An 18814-nucleotide genomic window follows, 5' to 3' on the forward strand; every position below is an offset into this window, starting at 1 on the left:
ACAAATCTTGTAAAGCATAGTGACTGTACCTGTTTTGTTTTTTTCTGTCAACACCGAAAAAATGCGAATCCATTATAATCTACCAAACCATCCAAAATGATTCTTTTTGTTTCCCGCTGACATTTCCTGCCAATGTCTTCTAGTGGGAAAGACTATCCTTGTCGGAGCGGTCGGCAAAGGTGTATCATCTCTAATACGGAGAAACAATGTCCACTACAATACAGACAGCATACGCACGGTTGGTCACCGATGGGCTCCTATCGCTCCAGCCAGGAGAAATCCTATCAATCAATTCACCGGAGAGTGGGTTGTATCTTGCCCGGCTCATCGCCCGTCTTGCAACGCAGAAAACCGGACAGAAAGCATACATAGTCATGACAAGTTCAGGTAGGCATATGGAGACCTTGACGATTCTTCCTGAAGGCAGTGTCGAAGCATTCCTTCCTCCGGAAACAGGAATGGCGATGCTCACATTGTTCGATGCAGGAGAATTGATCGGAGAAGCCATGGATTTGCGGAAAGTAAAGGATGCCGATGTTGTTTTTCTCCAGAGAACAGGCATGCTTTCAGATCCTCCATTCTTTGACAGAAAGATTGGCGTACCTTGGTCGGTCATCCCCTATCCCAGTCAGGACTGGGCATCACGATTGTGGCAGGATGAAAAAGATACTGATGCCCTGTGGCTCATGCTCTCATCACTCTGCTCGCTTGATTCAGATAACTTCATTTCGGATTTTTCCAGCATAGTTGGTCTTGCACGCCACAGAAGCAAATATTTGTCCAACTTGGGGCCGCTTTCCTTGAGCATCGAGGGAGAAGGTACTTCACTGCGTGTCAGGACAGCCCTTGAAAGCCATTGGGAAGGCGGTTATCAACTCTTGGAAAATGGACGCCAGTTTGTCAGCGGAATCATGGAAAACAGGAGTACCACCGCCTTGGATAAATTTTCCGCAGACGGCGTAATGAGAGCAAGCAAGCCATTCTCCTTGTTCGGGGGTACCGTCTCAGGAGCCGTCTTCTCATTCAAAAACGGTACGCTTTCCACATGGGCCGCCGATGAAGGTGAAGACCTGCTTGGAGCATTCCTTGAACTGGATGCCGATGCTCCGCTTGTCGGTTCCTTCTCCTTGGTCGATGCTGGCTCCCGGAATGATGTCGTCCAGCAAACATACGCCCTGCCCCTTCTTGAGCGTCTGAGGACGACAACCCTTGGATTTGGCGGTTGTCCGGTTGACTGTGTGGACGGTGGTAAGAAAGAAGGTGATGCGATTACCACAGGGCATGTCCAGTATAACATGTCGGTCGCACGGGCTGATTGCCCCATCGGTACCAGAAAAATGACCATCACGGCAACAGCAGAAGATGGAAAAAAGTTTGTCATAATGAAAGAGGGACAGTTTAATGATCTTCTTCTGGAAGAAAAGAAACGTCCTGGGAGGTAAACGTGTACGAAGGAAAAATCGACCGCTATGCCAGGCTTGTACTGCGCAAAGGCATCAACCTGAAGAAAGGACAGAACCTGTTCATCAAGACAGGGCCGGGGACATACTATTTTGCCCGTTCCCTTGCAAAGTGCGCATATGAACTTGGCGCCGGACTTGTAGAATTTCTCCTTGAGGATTTGGACATCCTTTCCTCCAGACTTTCCGCGCAGGATGACGCCGAGGTTCAGAAGTATCTTCCGTGGCAGTCCGGTATCAATGAAAGCGTAATAAAAGATGAGTGGGCGTACATTGCCATCAAGACGACCGAGGATAGTCTTGACCACGGGCCTCTCGACCCGGACAAGTATGCTTTATTTTCCAAGGCAACACGCAGGGTCAATACTGACGTCCAGAGACTCCGTATGACGCATCAACTACCATGGTGTGTCGTATGCGTGCCAGGCCCTCGATGGGCAAAGCAGATATTCGGTTCGGATGATCCGACCATCGACCATCTGTGGCAGGTCATTGCGCCGATAGTCATGATCGACAAGTCCGATCCAGAAGACGCATGGGATCAAAAGGACATCTTTCTGAAAAAACGCATCGCCATTCTCAATGAGATGGAAGTAGACAGTCTCCATTTTTCCAGTCCTGTCACGGACTTGGTCATTGGATTCAATGAAAAACATCGCTGGCTGGGAGGAAGCAGCATGCTGTCCGACGGCCGTCCCTTCTTCCCCAACATACCGACCGAGGAAATCTTCACTGTCCCCGACATGACACGGGCAGAAGGGTATGTGACCAGCACGCGACCGGTCACGGTAATGGATACTCCTACCGAGGAAGTCCGTTTTGTCTTCAAGAATGGGCGCGTAGTTGATTTTAACGCTCGCAAGGGAGCAGAAGTCATCAGAAAGCATTTGGAAGTGGATGAGGGATCCAGTCGGTTAGGCGAATGCGCTCTTGTCGATGAATCCAACCCTATTGCTGCCAGCGGACTTATATTTCATTCAATTCTCTATGATGAAAACGCTTCATGTCATATTGCATTGGGAGCTGGTTATCCTGACTGCCTTGAAGGTGGCAGAAGCCTTGTCACGGACAAGGAGCTTCATGAGCATGGTTGCAACACCAGTCTGATGCATACGGATTTCATGATTGGATCAAAAGAAACTGATGTCACGGCCATAACCAGGGCAGGAAAAGAAGTACCTGTAATAAAAAAAGGACATTTCGTTATCTAGGGTACCAGACTCCAGGACATCAGGTGGTTTCCCGGTTCATCTCACTGATGAGCCGGAGACCATCTAAAGTGTGATTCGGAGCAAGGACATCAATGCGGGGTATTTCTGAAGCAATCGTTGACGAAAGTCCACCCGTTGCAATGACTGCAATTTTTTTTCCTAGCTCTTTTTCTGTTCGCTCAATCATGCCGTCAATCATTTCAATGTAACCCAGCATGATGCCTGCGCGGATGGAATCAACCGTATTGCGTCCAAGGACGCTTGTCGGAATCTTAAGCTCTACTTGTGGCAGCTGTGCTGTATTGCCGAACAATGCGTTGACCGCCGTGACAAGACCAGGCAGGATGGCGACTCCCAGTACTCTCCCCTTTTCATCGACCGTGGAAAAGGTCATGGCCGTTCCGCAGTCAAGGGTCATCGCTACGCGATCAGGAAACATCTGATGCGCGGCGGCCAGATTGCACATGATGTCCTGTCCTATTTCCGACGGTACGGTGGACATGTCAAGGCCGGTCTTCACCTGCATTGAAAGCATCAACGGAGAAATGGAAAAAATCCTTTGGATATCCTTCTGTATCGCACGGGTCAGGTTGGGGACGACCGAACTGATTGCCGCATGTCTTACGGCAGTCCTGTCGAATCCTGAATTTTCCCAGAGGGTTTCCATGATGACAAGGTATTCATCCGAAGTCTTCTTCGTATCAGTATGGATGCGCCATGTCCTGCCCCATTGCTTTCCATCATGGAAGGACATGACTATGTTTGTGTTTCCTATATCCACGGCAAGGAACATATGTGCCCTCCTAGAGCGAAAGCTCAGGCTTCATTCCCCCATACATTTTTTCCCGCAAAGCACGGATGGAGGCATCACGCATATAATCATCAAATCCCATCCTCCGGTCAATGATACCGTTGGGAGTGAACTCGATGAGGCGGTTTGCAATTGAATCGACGAACTGATGGTCGTGACTATTGAAAAGCAAGACTCCAGGGAAATCAATCAAACCATTATTCAATGCCGTGATTGCCTCCAGGTCAAGATGGCTTGTCGGTTCATCAAGGATGATTGCATTGCCTTGTTCAAGCATAATCTTTGACAAGACGCAGCGGACTTTTTCTCCTCCTGACAGAACGAGACAACTTTTCAGAGCTTCATCTCCGGAGAACAACATGCGACCAAGGAATGAACGAATGTACGTTTCATCTTTGTCCTCAGAATACTGAGACAGCCAGTCAGTTATGTTCATGTCATCCTGGAAAAGATGCGTGTTATCTTTCGGGAAATAAGAAACAGATGTCGTCACGCCCCAGTTATATTCGCCGGAATCAGGCTTCATCTCTCCCGTAAGTATCTGAAACAATGTGGTCTTGGCATAATGATTCGGACCGACAAAAGCTATCTTGTCTCCATTATTGAGAGAAAGCGTGAAATGGGAAAGAATTTCCTCTCCATCCACTGATTTCGTGAGATCCTTGATTTCCAGAACCGTGCGGCCTATTTCACGTAAAGGCTTGAAACCGACATACGGGAACCTTCGGGAGGAGGGACGGATATCATCGACCGTCAACTTGTCAATGAGTTTCTTGCGGCTGGTCGCCTGTCGAGCCTTTGCGACATTACTGGAAAAGCGTTGGATGAATTCCTTGAGTTCGGAAATCTTCTCCTCCCTACGTTTCTTGTCATCCTTTTGCTGTTTTGCCGCAATCTGGCTGGCCATGTACCAGAAGTCATAGTTGCCGACGCTAAGCTGTATCTTGCCAAAATCAATGTCCGCGATATGTGTACAGACTGAATTGAGGAAGTGTCTGTCATGTGATACGACAATGACGGTATTGTTGAAATTCTCCAGGAAGTTCTCCAGCCAATGGACGGAATCGAGGTCCAGATGGTTCGTCGGTTCGTCCAGCAACAGGATGTCAGGCGTACCGAACAAAGCCTGGGCAAGCAGGACGCGGACTTTCAAGTTGTCTTCCACTTCGGACATCTTCCGTTCATGCAGCTTGACATCAATACCGAGACCAGACAGCAGTTGTCCGGCTTCAGCCTCTGCTTCCCAACCACCCAGCTCGGCAAAGTCACCTTCCAAAGTAGCGGCTCGCAGCCCATCTTCCTCAGAAAAGTTTTCCTTCGCATAGATTTCATCACGTTCCTTCATGATGCTATATAATTGTTTATGCCCCATGATGACTGTCTCGATGACAGAAAAATCATTGAAGGCAAAATGATCCTGACGAAGGACGGCAAGCCTTTCCCCTGGCGTAATGATGATTTCTCCCGTATCCGGTTCAATTTCTCCAGACATGATTTTCAAGAAAGTCGATTTCCCCGCGCCGTTGGCTCCGATGACTCCGTAACAATTTCCAGGTGTGAACTTAATGTTCACATCCTTGAACAAGACTTGGGTTCCATATGAGAGGGATATGTTGGAAGCAGTAATCACAGAATTTCTCCTCGTGCGCTAGTATCGCAAAAAAAAGGCAGCCCCTGCAAGGCTGCGCTTCGGTTTTTAGTCCCTAGGGGAATCGAACCCCTATTTAGAGACTGAGAATCTCCCGTCCTAACCGTTAGACGAAGGGACCACGACAGCGACTGGGATGGAGGGACTCGAACCCCCAAAGGCAGAACCAGAATCTGCAGTGTTACCATTACACTACATCCCAATGCAAAATCCTGCTTGAGGATAACGAAAGCATGCGGATTTGTCAAGTGTGTCAAAAAACGCCAAAGAAACGCCAGAAGAACGCCACAGGAGAATGCATCCCCTTCACTCGTTATAGTATTCTTGAAGGACTGTGATGGAATAGCCTTTCAGTACATCATGGTAGTTAAGGAACGGCAGGCCGATTACACCGAAGATGTCTGCGACCGATGCCCCTGCTTCCTCGATAAGTTCTACAGCCGCTTTGAGGGTTCCCCCTGTCGCAATCAAATCGTCCAGCACCAGGACCTTCTGCCCCGGCAGGATATCGGATGCCTGTATTTCAATGGTTGCCCTGCCGTATTCAAGTGAATATTCCTTTTTCATGATTCTGCCGGGCAATTTCCCAGCTTTCCGTACCAGAACAAGAGGTATGCCCATCCTGTATGCAAAAGGCGCGGCGAACACGAACCCCCTGGCCTCTATGCAGGCTATTGAATCTATATTCCTGTCTGCGTAAATCTCACACATGCGGTCGATGCACCAGGCAAAGGCTTCGGGATTAGTCAGGATTCCGGTTATGTCATAGAACAGGATGCCCTTATGGGGGAAATCAGGAATTTTCCTGATAGCAGAATCTAAATCAAAAGATTTCATTTTTCGTGTACCTCCGCAAGTGTCCGTCAGTTTTTCTTGAATGCCGTTACCCTGGGAGAAGCACCGATGTCAAATCCGGAGGCTCTACCGTCTCTAAGATATTCATATGCGAGTCCTGCTACCATGGCGGCGTTATCTGTACAGAGTTTCATTGAAGGAAATGCGACGGTCAAGCCATTTTTTTCCAAAGCGGACAGTTCGCTCCTCAACAAAGAATTGGCAGCCACGCCGCCACCTGCGGCCAGACGGGTGAGTCCGGTATCTTCCAAGGCTTTCATCACACGTTTCATCAATATCCCTACCGCAGAGCGTTGGAAGCTAGCAGCCAGGTTTTCCGGTGTTTGTACGCTTGTTCCGTTCCAGAATTTTTCCTTCTGGTTGATTACTGCTGTCTTTAGACCGCTATAGCTTACATCATACGGATGTTCTGTACGATCCAAGGAAGGGCCAGGGAAAAGATATGCATGGGAATCGCCGTTCTTGGCAAGCCTATCGATGATAACGCCTCCGGGATATCCTAAGTCATAGTGTTTAGCAACCTTGTCGAAGGCTTCGCCGATGGCATCATCAATTGTTGTGCCAAGCACTTCTATCTCATCATATCCCAGCACCTTACAGATGACCGTGTGTCCACCTGATACAAGGATGCCCATGTACGGATATTCCAAAGGATGCTCCATCTGGGATGCATAGAGATGGGCGCGGATATGGTCAATTCCAATGAACGGAATACCACGTGACGCGGCTAATCCTTTTGCAAAATTCAATCCGACCAGGAGTGCTCCGAGCAATCCTGGCCTATTAGTCACTGCAATTGCATCAATATCATCGACCTTCATATCTGCACCGGCAATGGCTGCTGAAACGACCTGCCCTATCCATTCTGTATGAAGACGGCTTGCCAATTCCGGAACGACACCGAGATAGGGTTTGTGCAGTTCAATTTGTGTCGCAATAATATTGCTCAATATTTCTGTCCCATCACGCACTACTGCGGCGGAACATTCATCACATGAGGTTTCAATTCCCAGTATTGTCATTCTCTTTCATCTGGTACTGGAATCAGTCTTCCAGTTCGTCTCCTTCGTCCATAACGCTGGAATCATCGGAAAAAAACATGAAGTTAATCCATTCGTCGTTCTGTGCAGCATGTGAAAGGACATACGGAAACGCATCTATCATGAATTGGGCGACTTCCGGTGCCCAGCATACTCCGGCCTTGGGAGACTGTTTGTTGGGGCGTATCCGTATTTCGACCATGCACTCATTGGAAATCATCCGTGAGGTTTGTAATGAAGCGGGTTTCTTGTCCATGCCGGCACCTCCAATCAGGTTCTTTCCTGGATGATTCTCGTCCTGACTGTTAGGTTATCCGGTTAAGGGTGCTTGGTCAAGGCAACTTATCAAACTCCCAAAGAAGTCCCAGAGAGCTCTTACATTCACGGACAACATTCCCAAAAAGATAGTTTTGGATACCTTTTTGGCTGCCTATAGTCTAAAATGAAAAATGCAACCCTATATATTATATAAAGTTGCATCTTAAAAAATAAAGCCAAAACTGGGATTCGAACCCAGGACCTGCTCATTACGAGTGAGCTGCTCTACCCCTGAGCCATTTTGGCAGACTTCATGTATCGCGTGGGTAAAATAACCGTTTTACCCAAAAAAGACAAGGACTTGATATCATATTCCGGAGGATATGGGAAGACCGCCGGAATTTCCGGCGGTCCGTATCATTGGCAGGACTCAGGAACGCTTGCTCAATTTTGCCTGTGCTGACGCAAGACGTGCAATGGGCACGCGGAATGGAGAACAGGACACATAATTAAGTCCGAGACTCTCGCAGAAAGCAATGGTCTTAGGATCTCCACCATGTTCACCACAGATTCCCAACTTGATATCCTTTCTCACTGAACGACCAAGGTCAACAGCAATCTTGAGAAGCTTTCCTACTCCATCGATATCAATTGTTGTGAACGGATCGTAATCATAGAACTGCTTGTCCGTATCATTGACATAAGGTCCGAGGAAACTTGCGGCATCATCACGGGAGAAGCCACAAGCCATCTGGGTCAAGTCGTTGGTACCAAAGCTGAAGAACTCGGCGGAACGAGCAATCTCATCTGCGGTCAAAGCAGCGCGCGGAACTTCAATCATGGTTCCAACCTTGTAACTGACGCTGGTTCCTTTTTCCGCGAATACCTTTGAAATCTCATCTTCCGCATGCTTTTTGCAATAATCAAATTCTTTATAGATACCGACCAGAGGAATCATGATTTCAGGATGTACGGCAATACCGGCTTTCTTGACTTCCAAGGCGGCTTCGATGATTGCACGTACCTGCATCCTCAGAATTTCCGGATAGATGATTGCAAGCCGACAACCGCGGAATCCAAGCATGGGATTGAATTCATGGAGCTCTGCGCTCTTTTGTTCAACAACCGCAATACTGACACCAAGCTGTTCAGCCATTTCCTTCTTAGATGCATCGTCGTTCGGCAGGAATTCGTGAAGCGGAGGATCAAGCAGGCGGATTGTCGTCGGCAGACCACCCATCGCCTTGAAGATGCCAATGAAATCTTCCTTCTGCATAGGAAGAAGTTCGGCGAGAGCTTTCTCACGAGCTTCCGTCGAGGAAGCAAGAATCATTTTTCGGATGCTGATGATGCGGCGTCCGCCAAAGAACATATGTTCGGTACGGCACAGACCGATTCCTTCAGCCCCAAGCCTGACGGCCATGGTGGCATCCTCTGGAGTGTCGGCATTGGTGCGAACCGCCATATCCTTGATTTCATCCACATAGCTCATGAAAGCCTTGTAATCCTGATAGAGACGTGAATCTTCTTCCTTGAGGTTTCCACCGAGCACTTGGACTATTTCAGAAGGCTTCACGGCGATTTTCTCGGCGTAGACATCACCGGTAAAACCATCCATGGCCATGAAATCACCTTCCTTCAGGACACGTCCGGCAACCTCCAGCGTACTCTTGGCATAATTGATATGCAATGCAGATACACCGGATACACACGGACAACCCATGCCGCGCGCAACGACTGCTGCGTGGCTGGTCATACCGCCGCGGCAGGTGATGATACCCTTGGAAGCAGCCATGCCGCCTATGTCCTCAGGACTGGTCTCAGTACGAACCAGAATGACAGCCTTTCCTTGTGCGGCAGCTTTCTCTGCCTTGTCAGCGGTGAAGTATATCTGCCCGCACGCTCCTCCCGGAGAAGCATTCAACCCTTTTGCAATAGCTGAGATGCCTTTCTTCTTGATATCGCTACCATCAAGTACAGGAGCAAAGAGCTTGCCAAATTCTCCCGCAGGAATGCGACTGACGGCCGTTTCCTTGGATATCAAGCCTTCATTGACCATTTCAACTTGGCTTCTCAGCCAACTGAAGATTGTGCGCTTGCCACTTCTAGTTTGCAAAATGTAAAGCTTGCCTTCTTGAATTGTGAACTCAAGATCCTGCATATCCTTATAGTGTGTCTCAAGGATATGGCGTATATCGACAAGTTGGTTAAACACTTCTGGATTTATCTTGCGTAACGTTTCAATGGGCGCGGGAGTCCTGATGCCTGCCACGACATCTTCACCTTGGGCATTCATCAGGTATTCACCGTAAAATATGTTTTCTCCGGTCGAAGGATCCCTGGTGAAAGCGACTCCGGTTCCGCTGGTATCTCCCATGTTGCCGAACACCATGCTCTGTACGTTGACCGCAGTCCCCAGGAGGCCACGGATGTCATTCATCTGACGATATTTGATAGCACGGTCATTGTTCCATGAACGGAAGACTGCGTTGATTGAGGCAAAAAGCTGTTCTTCCGGATTCGTGGGGAATTCCTTGCCTGTCACTTTCTTATAGAGAGCAAGGTAGCGGGAAATGACTTCCTTCAAATCATCAACATCCAACTGTGTATCCAACGTGACGCCTTTTTCATTCTTGACGGATTGAAGGATTTCTTCAAAATCATGATGGGGAACACCCATTACGACATCCCCGAACATCTGGATGAAACGACGGTAGCTATCCCATGCAAAACGCTGGTTTCCTGTCTTTTCAATCAGACCATTCACGGAATCAGGATTGATGCCGAGATTCAGGATGGTGTCCATCATGCCGGGCATTGATTGGGCAGCACCGGAACGAACGGAAACCAGCAGTGGGTTTTTCGGATCGCCGAGCTTTGCGCCCATAAGTTTTTCTAATTTCCTCAGGTTGGTAAGGACTTCGTCCCTCAAACCTTCCGGATAGGCACCATCATGCTCAGAATAGAACGCACAAGCTTCCGTACTGATGGTGAATCCAGGAGGCACCGGCAGACCAATCAAAGTCATATCGGCCAGGTTCGCCCCTTTTCCTCCAAGATAAGCCTTCATTGAAGCCGTTCCATCCGCCTTCCCATCTCCAAAGAAATATACAAGTTTGCTTTTATCTGCAACTGCCATTCCATTCCTCCATTCTTCATATATACCGCTCAAGATGGTAGAGGGAAAACCAAGCTCCTGTCAATAAACCATCAAGTCTCATCATGCCAAAACACAGGAATGGAAGAAACTTTTTTTAGCCAACCAATACTTCATGTTTTAAAAGAACGGACAGTCAGCAGGAATGAACAAAAAGTTCCCGGACATGAAAAACTCCCCTTTTTTCGGGGGAGCTTTCAGATACACTTCGTTGGGAAGCCAGCCATGCCGCGTATATGCTTCGTTGTCATATCCCTGAAATTACAAATACACCATCAAGCCGAGTAACCAACCAACATCTTTATACGACTTGGTTGCTGTAAGCGTTCTATGGCTTTTTTCTCGATTTGCCGGATTCTCTCCTTTGTCAGGTTATACAGTTCGCCGATTTCCTTCAGTGACATCGGATGTTGTCCGTTGAGTCCGAACCGAAATTCCAAGATTTCCATTTCCTTTTCACTCAAGGTCGCAAGGACTTTATTGATATCCTCCTTGAGTGCAGAATCAATGATGACATCATCAGGAGAATCAGCTCCATCTTGAATGAAATCTCCGACACTGCTGTTTCCTGAATCAGTGAACACAGGAGCATCAAGACTCACCATTTCCTTGCTAATGGCTATCAGGTCCGCGACATGCGATGGATCGAGCTGGGTCAATCGTCCGATTTCCTCCATGGTTGGTTCCGCGCCCGACTCGTTCATAAGGGATTTCTGGGCTTTCTGAATTTGCATCAACTCGTTGGCACGATTAAGCGGTAGGCGAACTGTGCGGCTTTTTTCACTGATTGCCTTGAGAATTGCCTGCCTAATCCACCAGACAGCATATGAAATGAAGTGGTAACCCTTATCAACGTCAAACTTTTCAATGGCATTCATCAGACCAATGTTGCCTTCATTGATGAGATCGCCCAAAGGAAGTCCTTGGTTTTGATATTTTTTGGCGATATTAACCACGAAACGGAGATTTGATTCGACCAGTCGGTTGCGCGCTTTCTGATTCCCCTCTGCCGCAAGTTTCGCGACCTTGTATTCTTCCTCGTGCGTGAGCATAGGAATGCGGTTGATTTCTTTCAGATATATGGACAGGATGTTTACATCCTCATGCATGTCACTTTGATTTCCGTTGCCATTCAGCATTGTCTTGGTCGCATTCATTGTGATACCTCCGTTCATATATTTAGATGCAAGATGCATGCCAGAAACAGGAGGAGAATGTTCGAAAGAACCAAAAAATATTCAGAATTGATTGCAAGAAACAAAAAAGTCGGTTTAGTAAAAAAATTTCATCTTTATAGAGAAAAAAATGGCCGATATTTTAGCCATATAACGTGAAACTATGCCAGCAAGCAAAGCTCAACAAACAAAAAATGAGTTATTATGACACATCCACTTTTTTTGGGGATATTATTGGGTCATAGTGATACAATTCTGCTAAGAAAAAAGTCGCAACGTAGATTCCTTGGAACACAACGACACACATTCCTGATCTTCCGAACCCTTTGAAGGCGTCGTGGAGCATGGTGTTTGCCAAGGGAAATCAATGATTATAGTGCTGTACCACGCTTTTTTATCGGTGCAAAGAAAAGGAAATTCTGAACACTGGTTCTCTTCTTGAAGAAGGTTCCACCTCTGTTCAATCAAATCATGAACCATGTCTCCTTCCGGAAGGCTTATCATCATATTCTTTCTACCCATGAGATACATGGAAAACTGAACATCATGGAAAAGCTTCCAGTCGGAAATTGTCCCGGACAGGCATCTCCTTCCCCGAAGGAAAAAAGCATCAGAAAGAAACCGTGCAGCATTGACAATATCTCCCATACGGGCAAAGGATTTTCCAATCTTGTACAGCCAAGTAACCGCCTCATCTATGTGTGTGTACAGAATTGTATTACAGTTCACATCCTTGCTCTTGTCATGTGGTTGAATACAAGGGATGTCTGACTGCCGCTCGTTCTTTATGACGTTTTCCATGTCACCAATATACACATAGAAAACACAAACGACAAATATCTTTCTGTCTCCATTTTCGTCTCTATTTTTTTCGTTCTTCTTGTCAGATGAATTGCTTTTCACTATATTACCATGTGGAGCGCAAAACATCAGGTTTTTGCCCATATTCAGAATCATTGATCAAGGAGAGACATATGAAAATCAGGCCTTTGTCAGACAGAGTACTTGTGAAGGTTGAGGAATTGCAGGAGAAAACTGCCAGTGGTATATTTATCCCTCAGACTGCACAAGAAAAGACTCAGATAGCAACCGTCGTGGCAGTCGGAGATGACAAGGACGCCATCAAGGTCAAGGTCGGTGATCGTGTGTTACATGACAAGTATGCCGGGACGAGCGTCAAGGCCGATGCCATTGAGTATCTCATTCTCAATGCGTCTGATGTGCTGGCTGTCATTGACTGAAGCACAATCCTGACACATGTTGAAGAAAAGCCGCCGCAGGGTGGCTTTTCTCATTTTCACCAGCCTTGATCTTCCCTCTCCTATTGAAACCTTTTGCACATCAATCAGTCTGATTATCCAAAAAGGAAGGTTTCTATTTTTCCTGGTATATTTTCCGCCAGAGTTTCCGGATGATGGCTCTCTGGCAGCGCATTGAGCATCCACGAGCCATAGCTTTTCCGGACGATGCGACTATCCAGTATTAAGACAATACCCCGATCCTCAGTGGTACGAAGAAGCCTGCCAAATCCCTGTTTCAATTTCATCGCCGCTTCAGGCAGGGCAAGCTGGAAGAAACCGCTTCCTCCGTCTTCATCAATTCTTTCATGTCGGGCACAGTAGACCGGCTCTGTCGGTACTTTGAACGGCAGTTTGACAATGATGACCAGCCGCAACGTATCACCTGGAGCATCGACGCCTTCCCAGAAACTGTCCGTGGCAAAAAGGCAACTGTCCGCATCCTCCTTGAATTCCTGGAGCAAAGTATATCTGTCTGCGTCACCTTGGCAGGCGACATGCAGGTCGTTCTTTGCAAAAACCGGAACCAGCCTGCTGTAAATATCCTGGAGCATGACATATGAAGTGAATAGAACCAACGCGCCACCTCCCGCGGCAAGGATAGCTTCTCCGACAGTTTTCGTGACATAATCCAGATACTCCTCACTGTTTTTCCCGGAAAATTCGGGAGAATCCATCGGCGTAAGAAGCATGAGATTATGCTTATAATCGAAAGGGCTATCGAACTTGGTACGGAGATATGGCTTGCCTGGTACTGGCAGCCCCGCACGGGAAGACCAGAAAGTAAAATCATCCTGCAAATCGAGGGTTGCGGAGGTACATACCACTGTGGAAAGTTTTTCGTAAAGTGCTTCCCTGAGTATTTCCGAGACATTCAGCGGAGTTATCTTCACATGTACTCCTCCTGCCTGGTTCTTCCGTGCATCATATTCCATCTCAAGCCAATGGATATCATCTCCCCACCCCGACAATTCCGCAAAGCGTCCAAGAACATCTGTCTGCGATACAAGGCGGCGCATGTATACCTCGAACTTGGTAAGGAAATGCTGGAATTCCTGCGGCGCAGTATTCTGTTCCATCACTTTCTTGCATGCACCGTCCAAACGGGAACCGCATGCCGCTATTTCCTTTGCCAGTGTAAAGAAGGGTTCAAGGATATCCTGATGAGTCTTTTTCAATAGTATGGAAGATGTATCCCTTGCCCGCATGAAAGCCATCAGAAAATCATCCGCAGCGTCAATTTTTTCCCTGAGCATGGCAATCTGGTCAAGGATCTTGTCCGGCAGGTCTTTCTCCGGCATGTAAGGAGCCAAGGTTTCAATCAAGTTGGTTTTTCGTGCCCCGGCGCTTTGTCGTGAGAGCCGGGTAATGAGGCGGATGACAGTCGAACGTGAATAGTCATCAGTGAAAAAATCAGTTGCATTTCTCTCAATGTTGTGCGCCTCATCTATGACCAGACGATGAAAAGGGGGCAAAAGAGCTTCCTCATCATAAGATTCATCTCCATCAAGCCGTATGCGTGAGTCAGTGAAAAGGATGTGATGATTGACAATGAGCAACTGGGAATCAAAGGCATGCTTGCGTGCCTTGAGAAAATGACATTCCTGGGAATGTGGGCATTTGTAGCCCAGGCACAAGTCTCCGTCCGCGCAGACATCGCTCCACAACTCCCCGTCAAGACGTCCCGGATAATCCGACCTGAGTCCTGTCTCGGTATCACGCGCCCACGCTTTCATCTTTCCTATGTCCGTCAACGGATCGAGGGCGAGCAGTGGTGTCTCTGAAATTCTTTCGGCAAGACGGTAGAGGCAGACATACTGGGATATACCCACTACCAAGGCAACTGATTTCTTCATTCCCATAGCTGAAAAAAGCGCGGGAATATCTTTTTCAAGAAGCTGTCGCTGGAGATTGATGGTCGCCGTCGCTATCACCGTCCTGTCTTCCGGGACATCGTCCAAGTTGAGCAACACCGGGACAAGATATGCGAAGGACTTCCCGATGCCGGTACCAGCTTCCGCGGCTGCGATAGCATCATGTTCAATGGCTTCCCTGACCAGGTCGCTCATCATGAGTTGTGCTTCCCTGTATTCGTATCCGGGAAACTGAGAATTGAGAACGCCTCCTACATCAAAGACGTCATATATATCACTCTTTTTCAATCTGGTATTCCTGGAGCTTCCTGTGCAATGTCTTTCTTCCAATCCCAAGGACTTCCGCTGCTTTCGACTTATTCCCGCCATTGCGGGCGATTGTGTTCACTATCAGTTCTTTCTCGGCTTCCGCCAGGGTTATCCCTACCGGCAGGGTAATCCGCACGTCAGTTTCCGCATTAGCTACAATAGGTGGCAGGTCTTCTACTTCTATGACCGTACCACGTGACATGACGACGGCACTCTCCACACAGTTACGCAGCTCCCGTATGTTTCCCGGCCAGTCATAGGTGAACAGTGCGTTCCTCGCTCTGTTGCTGAAGCCTACGATAGGCTTGTTGTTCTCCTTGGCGAAGTGTTCCAGGAAGGATGTACTAAGAAGCATGATATCGTCTTTTCTTTCCCTGAGAGGCGGAACATCAATATGGACAACATTCAGACGGTAGTACAAGTCTTCCCTGAAATTACCTTTCGCTATTTCTTCCTGGAGATTCCTGTTCGTAGCGCTGATTACACGGACATCGACACTCAGGGTCTTCTCTCCTCCAACCCGTTCAAACGTTTTTTCCTGGAGAACGCGAAGTATCTTGATTTGAGTAGCCTGGCTTATCTCGCCGATTTCATCCAAAAAGATAGTACCGCCGTCAGCAAGTTCAAAACGACCCTTCTGCTGGCTTACAGCTCCGGTGAAGGCTCCTTTTTCATGACCGAATAACTCACTTTCCAGCAGGCTTGAACTTAACGCGGCGCAGTGGACTTTGATGAAAGGACCGGATGAACGAGTCGAAAAATCATGGATGGCATCTGAGACGAGCTCTTTGCCTACTCCGCTTTCCCCCGTTATCAAGACGGAAGCCTTGGTCGGAGCAATCTGTTGGATCATATCCATCATGCGCACCAGCTTGGAACTTTTTCCGATAATTTTATCATATTTCGTGCGCGCACGGAGCTGCTTGACCTCCTCCTGTAGTTGCTGATGCTGGTCATACAGGTCACGATTATCCAAGGAACGTTTTACAAGCAAGGTGAGACGGTCAAGGTTCACTGGTTTTGTGATGAAGTCAACCGCGCCATCACGCATGGCCGTCACGGCGCTTTCAATCGTGCCGTGTCCGGTCAGGATGACTACGGGCAGACGGGGATATGCGCCTGAGATTTTTTTGAGAAGCTCCTCTCCTGAGAGGCCAGGCATCCGCAAGTCGGAAATGACAAGATCGACAGTCTGAGAGTTGATGAGATTCCATGCCTCGGTACCATCAGCGGCGAGCAGGACGGCATACCCTTCCAGTTCCATGGCCATGCCAAGACCTTCTCGAATGTTCTTTTCGTCATCAGCTATCAAGATTGTGCGCTTCACAGCTAACCTCCTCCACATTGATCATTTCCTCCAAGAAATTCGCATCTTTGAGGCTGTCAGGCAATGTCATCCATTCGCTGCGGGGAACAGGGAAAATCATGGTGAATGTAGTACCCCGTCCGGGTTCACTGGAAACTGAAATATCACCACCATGCTCCTTGATGATTTTGAAGACAACAGTAAGTCCTAATCCGGTACCAGAAGATTTTGTCGTAAAATAGGGTTCGAATATCTTTGACAAATGTTCTGGCTTGATACCGGTTCCCGTATCACTGACTTTAAGATGCACCACGTTGCCCACCAACTTGGTAGAAACAGTGAGGATTCCACCCTGTGGTTCCATTGCATTCATCGCATTCTTAATCAGATTCAACAGAACCTGCTTCATCAGGTTCTCATCAAGAGAGAGTCGCGGCAGATAGTCTTGAAGCTCAAGTCGAAGCGCGACATGTTGTTCATCAAGTTCCGGCATGACGAAGGATGTCAGATCCGAGATAAGACGGTTCAAGTCCTGTATACGGAGGTGGACATCCATAGGACGCACGGCAAAAAGAAAATCCACGACAATACGGTTCAGCCGATCGATTTCTTCTTCAAGGACATGGATGTAACGTTCCGCCTCATCTTCTGTGAGTTCGCCTTTCCTTTCAAAAGCCTTGCTCAACAACTGGAGATGGATTCCCATTGATGCCAATGGATTCTTGATTTCATGAGCGACACTTGCCGCCATGGTCGTCATCTGCGCCAGACTTTCGCTACGACGCAGACGGGTATCATTCCTCTTACGTTCCGTGATGTCGGTCGCTACAAGCATTTCATAGACTTCTGTGCCTGTCAGTTCATCATCCTGTCCTCTGAAAGTTGAAAGGGTCATGAGGATTGTCTTGACCGTATCTCCTTTCTGGTAGTTGAATTCATTGTTCTGGTCAGCATGAATCTTTCCTGCCCAATATTCTTTCAGGAAACCGAGGATATCCTTGTCTGCAAGCGCATCATCCAACCGGATGCCATGGTAGCTTGAAAAGCGTTTCAGAGGAATCAAGGTAGTGACTACCCTATTCAGATAAACAATCTTGTGGGAAGAATCATACAGGATGATGCCATCTGACAAGGAGTCAAGGACACTTTCAAGCAGTTCTGTTTCAGCCACCAGATGTTTGAAAAGACGAACGACATCCTGAGGGTCCATCTGTCCAATCTTGCTTATTGCCCTTTTTGCAAATTTATTCATGAGTCCGTCTCCTGTCAAAGCACAAGGACTCCAGGAGGCTCCTCAATGGCAGATTGTATACAATGTACTGTTGGTATCCTTGTGAAACGGCGGCAAGACATGAGTGAAGGAAAGGGGCTGGTAACGAATCTTGTCTGTGCAAAGTCCGTAATTCTTCTGCCATGCGCTCGAAAAAATAAGGAATCACATCCGAATCTTCTACCGTGGTAATGATACTGGAAAGATTCACGGAATCTTCCGTCTCTGTTTCCGACATCATTATGGCAAAAGCATGGGCAGCTTCCTGTACCAGACTGATTTTTTTTGCATCATCCTCTCCACCCGCTGTCAGGATGAAATCTTTCAGCTCCTGATTTTTGTCAACCTCGCATCCATAGCGTGATATGATGATTTCCTTGGCAACCTTTGGTGAGAGTGAAGCAAAACGATACTGCCTGACACGGGAAAGGATGGTTGCCATCATCCTTTCAGGATGAGATGTGACAAGGATGAACCTTGAATTTTCAGGAGGTTCCTCTAAAAGTTTCAACAGGCTGTTCCGAGCTCCTTCCGTCGCTTGTTCCAGGGCTTCAATGATGATAATACGGGGACGCCGATCCAAAGCCGTCAATCTGCACCACCCCTGGATTTCCCGACATTGGGCAATAGTCAGTGTGCGGGAAGAAGATGATAAAGCGAAAAATGGTTTGAGCAGGGATGCCAAGGCATCACACGCTGTCTTGAACATCTTCCCATTCATGTCGAGGGAAGAAAATTCATCAAGCCGGTCATGAAGCTCCGCGGCTTCTTCAAACAGTTTCTTCATGCCTGCTGTCGCCGCATCCGCCAAGGCACCATGGAATTGCGCAAGCATGAGGGAGACAGACTCAATGACCTGTCCTCTTGCCGCTTCAAGCTTGTGGGTGCTGACAGCTTGCAAAGCGGCGCATATGCGTGGCTTGTGATTGCGGGGAGAAATGACAATGACATTATTTTCAGGAACAAGAGCCCCCCCAGTCCTGTCAGTCCCATCAGCGTTATTATTCAAGGAAAGAGAACGGGCAAGCTGCAATGACATACTCATGCGGCCGGAAAATTCCGGACCTGAAAAAAGTATCGCACGGGGTAGAATCCCCTGCCGAAGTTCACTTTCCAGCAAAGAGGCGATCCGTGGTTGCATT

General features: G+C 47.8%; 15 protein-coding genes and 3 tRNA genes. 3 read left to right on the top strand and 15 right to left on the bottom strand.

Annotation, left to right across the window (positions count from 1 at the left end; translation table 11 throughout):
* Positions 1-206: 206 nt before the first annotated feature.
* Positions 207-1442 (top strand): aminopeptidase, encoded by a 1236-nt coding sequence (locus SPICO_RS03150; protein ID WP_013739245.1) that lies wholly within the window; start codon positions 207-209, stop codon positions 1440-1442.
* 2 nt (positions 1443-1444) lie between these two features.
* A complete protein-coding gene (locus SPICO_RS03155) occupies positions 1445-2671 on the top strand; it encodes an aminopeptidase (RefSeq protein WP_013739246.1) in 1227 nt (408 codons plus the stop codon).
* A gap of 19 nt (positions 2672-2690) precedes the next feature.
* Here SPICO_RS03155 and SPICO_RS03160 read toward each other — a convergent pair whose 3' ends face one another.
* The 11 genes from SPICO_RS03160 to SPICO_RS03210 form a co-directional block, all read right to left on the bottom strand.
* Positions 2691-3464: a type III pantothenate kinase gene (locus SPICO_RS03160; protein ID WP_013739247.1), complete on the bottom strand. Its 774-nt coding sequence runs from the start codon at positions 3462-3464 to the stop codon at positions 2691-2693.
* Between the two features lie 10 nt (positions 3465-3474).
* A complete protein-coding gene (locus tag SPICO_RS03165) occupies positions 3475-5112 on the bottom strand; it encodes an ABC-F family ATP-binding cassette domain-containing protein (RefSeq protein ID WP_013739248.1) in 1638 nt (545 codons plus the stop codon).
* A gap of 67 nt (positions 5113-5179) precedes the next feature.
* Positions 5180-5251 (bottom strand) — tRNA-Glu (locus SPICO_RS03170).
* Positions 5252-5261: 10 nt separating this feature from the next.
* A tRNA-Gln gene (locus SPICO_RS03175) sits at positions 5262-5332 on the bottom strand.
* A 104-nt stretch (positions 5333-5436) separates the two neighbouring features.
* Positions 5437-5967, bottom strand: coding sequence for an adenine phosphoribosyltransferase (locus SPICO_RS03180; RefSeq protein ID WP_013739249.1), 531 nt, complete (start codon positions 5965-5967; stop codon positions 5437-5439).
* Positions 5968-5993: 26 nt separating this feature from the next.
* Positions 5994-7007 carry a tRNA (adenosine(37)-N6)-threonylcarbamoyltransferase complex transferase subunit TsaD gene (gene tsaD, locus SPICO_RS03185; protein ID WP_013739250.1) on the bottom strand — a complete coding sequence of 338 codons (1014 nt, stop codon included), beginning with the start codon at positions 7005-7007 and terminating at the stop codon, positions 5994-5996.
* Positions 7008-7029: 22 nt separating this feature from the next.
* A complete protein-coding gene (locus SPICO_RS03190) occupies positions 7030-7281 on the bottom strand; it encodes a hypothetical protein (protein ID WP_013739251.1) in 252 nt (83 codons plus the stop codon).
* A 236-nt stretch (positions 7282-7517) separates the two neighbouring features.
* Positions 7518-7589, bottom strand: a tRNA-Thr gene (locus SPICO_RS03195).
* Between the two features lie 124 nt (positions 7590-7713).
* Positions 7714-10422: a pyruvate, phosphate dikinase gene (gene ppdK, locus SPICO_RS03200; protein WP_013739252.1), complete on the bottom strand. Its 2709-nt coding sequence runs from the start codon at positions 10420-10422 to the stop codon at positions 7714-7716.
* Between the two features lie 293 nt (positions 10423-10715).
* Positions 10716-11597, bottom strand: a complete 882-nt coding sequence (locus SPICO_RS03205) for a sigma-70 family RNA polymerase sigma factor (protein WP_013739253.1) — start codon at positions 11595-11597, stop codon at positions 10716-10718.
* A gap of 276 nt (positions 11598-11873) precedes the next feature.
* A complete protein-coding gene (locus tag SPICO_RS03210; protein WP_148228990.1) occupies positions 11874-12416 on the bottom strand; it encodes a hypothetical protein in 543 nt (180 codons plus the stop codon).
* Between the two features lie 173 nt (positions 12417-12589).
* Between SPICO_RS03210 and SPICO_RS03215 the strand changes: the two genes are divergently transcribed.
* Complete coding sequence (locus tag SPICO_RS03215; RefSeq protein WP_013739255.1) at positions 12590-12856, top strand: co-chaperone GroES; 267 nt, start codon at positions 12590-12592, stop codon at positions 12854-12856.
* A gap of 113 nt (positions 12857-12969) precedes the next feature.
* On the opposite strand, the gene SPICO_RS03220 is transcribed toward SPICO_RS03215, so the two are convergent.
* Genes SPICO_RS03220 through SPICO_RS03235 form a run of 4 tightly spaced genes read right to left on the bottom strand, consistent with a single transcriptional unit; the run spans position 12970 to position 18717 of the window.
* Complete coding sequence (locus SPICO_RS03220; protein WP_013739256.1) at positions 12970-15075, bottom strand: ATP-dependent DNA helicase; 2106 nt, start codon at positions 15073-15075, stop codon at positions 12970-12972.
* Positions 15062-16423, bottom strand: a complete 1362-nt coding sequence (locus tag SPICO_RS03225; RefSeq protein ID WP_013739257.1) for a sigma-54-dependent transcriptional regulator — start codon at positions 16421-16423, stop codon at positions 15062-15064. Before SPICO_RS03225 ends, SPICO_RS03220 begins: the two co-directional genes overlap by 14 nt.
* A complete protein-coding gene (locus SPICO_RS03230) occupies positions 16398-17654 on the bottom strand; it encodes a two-component system sensor histidine kinase NtrB (protein ID WP_013739258.1) in 1257 nt (418 codons plus the stop codon). Before SPICO_RS03230 ends, SPICO_RS03225 begins: the two co-directional genes overlap by 26 nt.
* Positions 17647-18717: a DNA polymerase III delta subunit-related protein gene (locus tag SPICO_RS03235; RefSeq protein ID WP_245523226.1), complete on the bottom strand. Its 1071-nt coding sequence runs from the start codon at positions 18715-18717 to the stop codon at positions 17647-17649. Before SPICO_RS03235 ends, SPICO_RS03230 begins: the two co-directional genes overlap by 8 nt.
* Between the last annotated feature and the right edge of the window lie 97 nt (positions 18718-18814).

The sequence above is a fragment of the Parasphaerochaeta coccoides DSM 17374 genome, from assembly GCF_000208385.1.
Classification (GTDB): domain Bacteria; phylum Spirochaetota; class Spirochaetia; order Sphaerochaetales; family Sphaerochaetaceae; genus Parasphaerochaeta; species Parasphaerochaeta coccoides.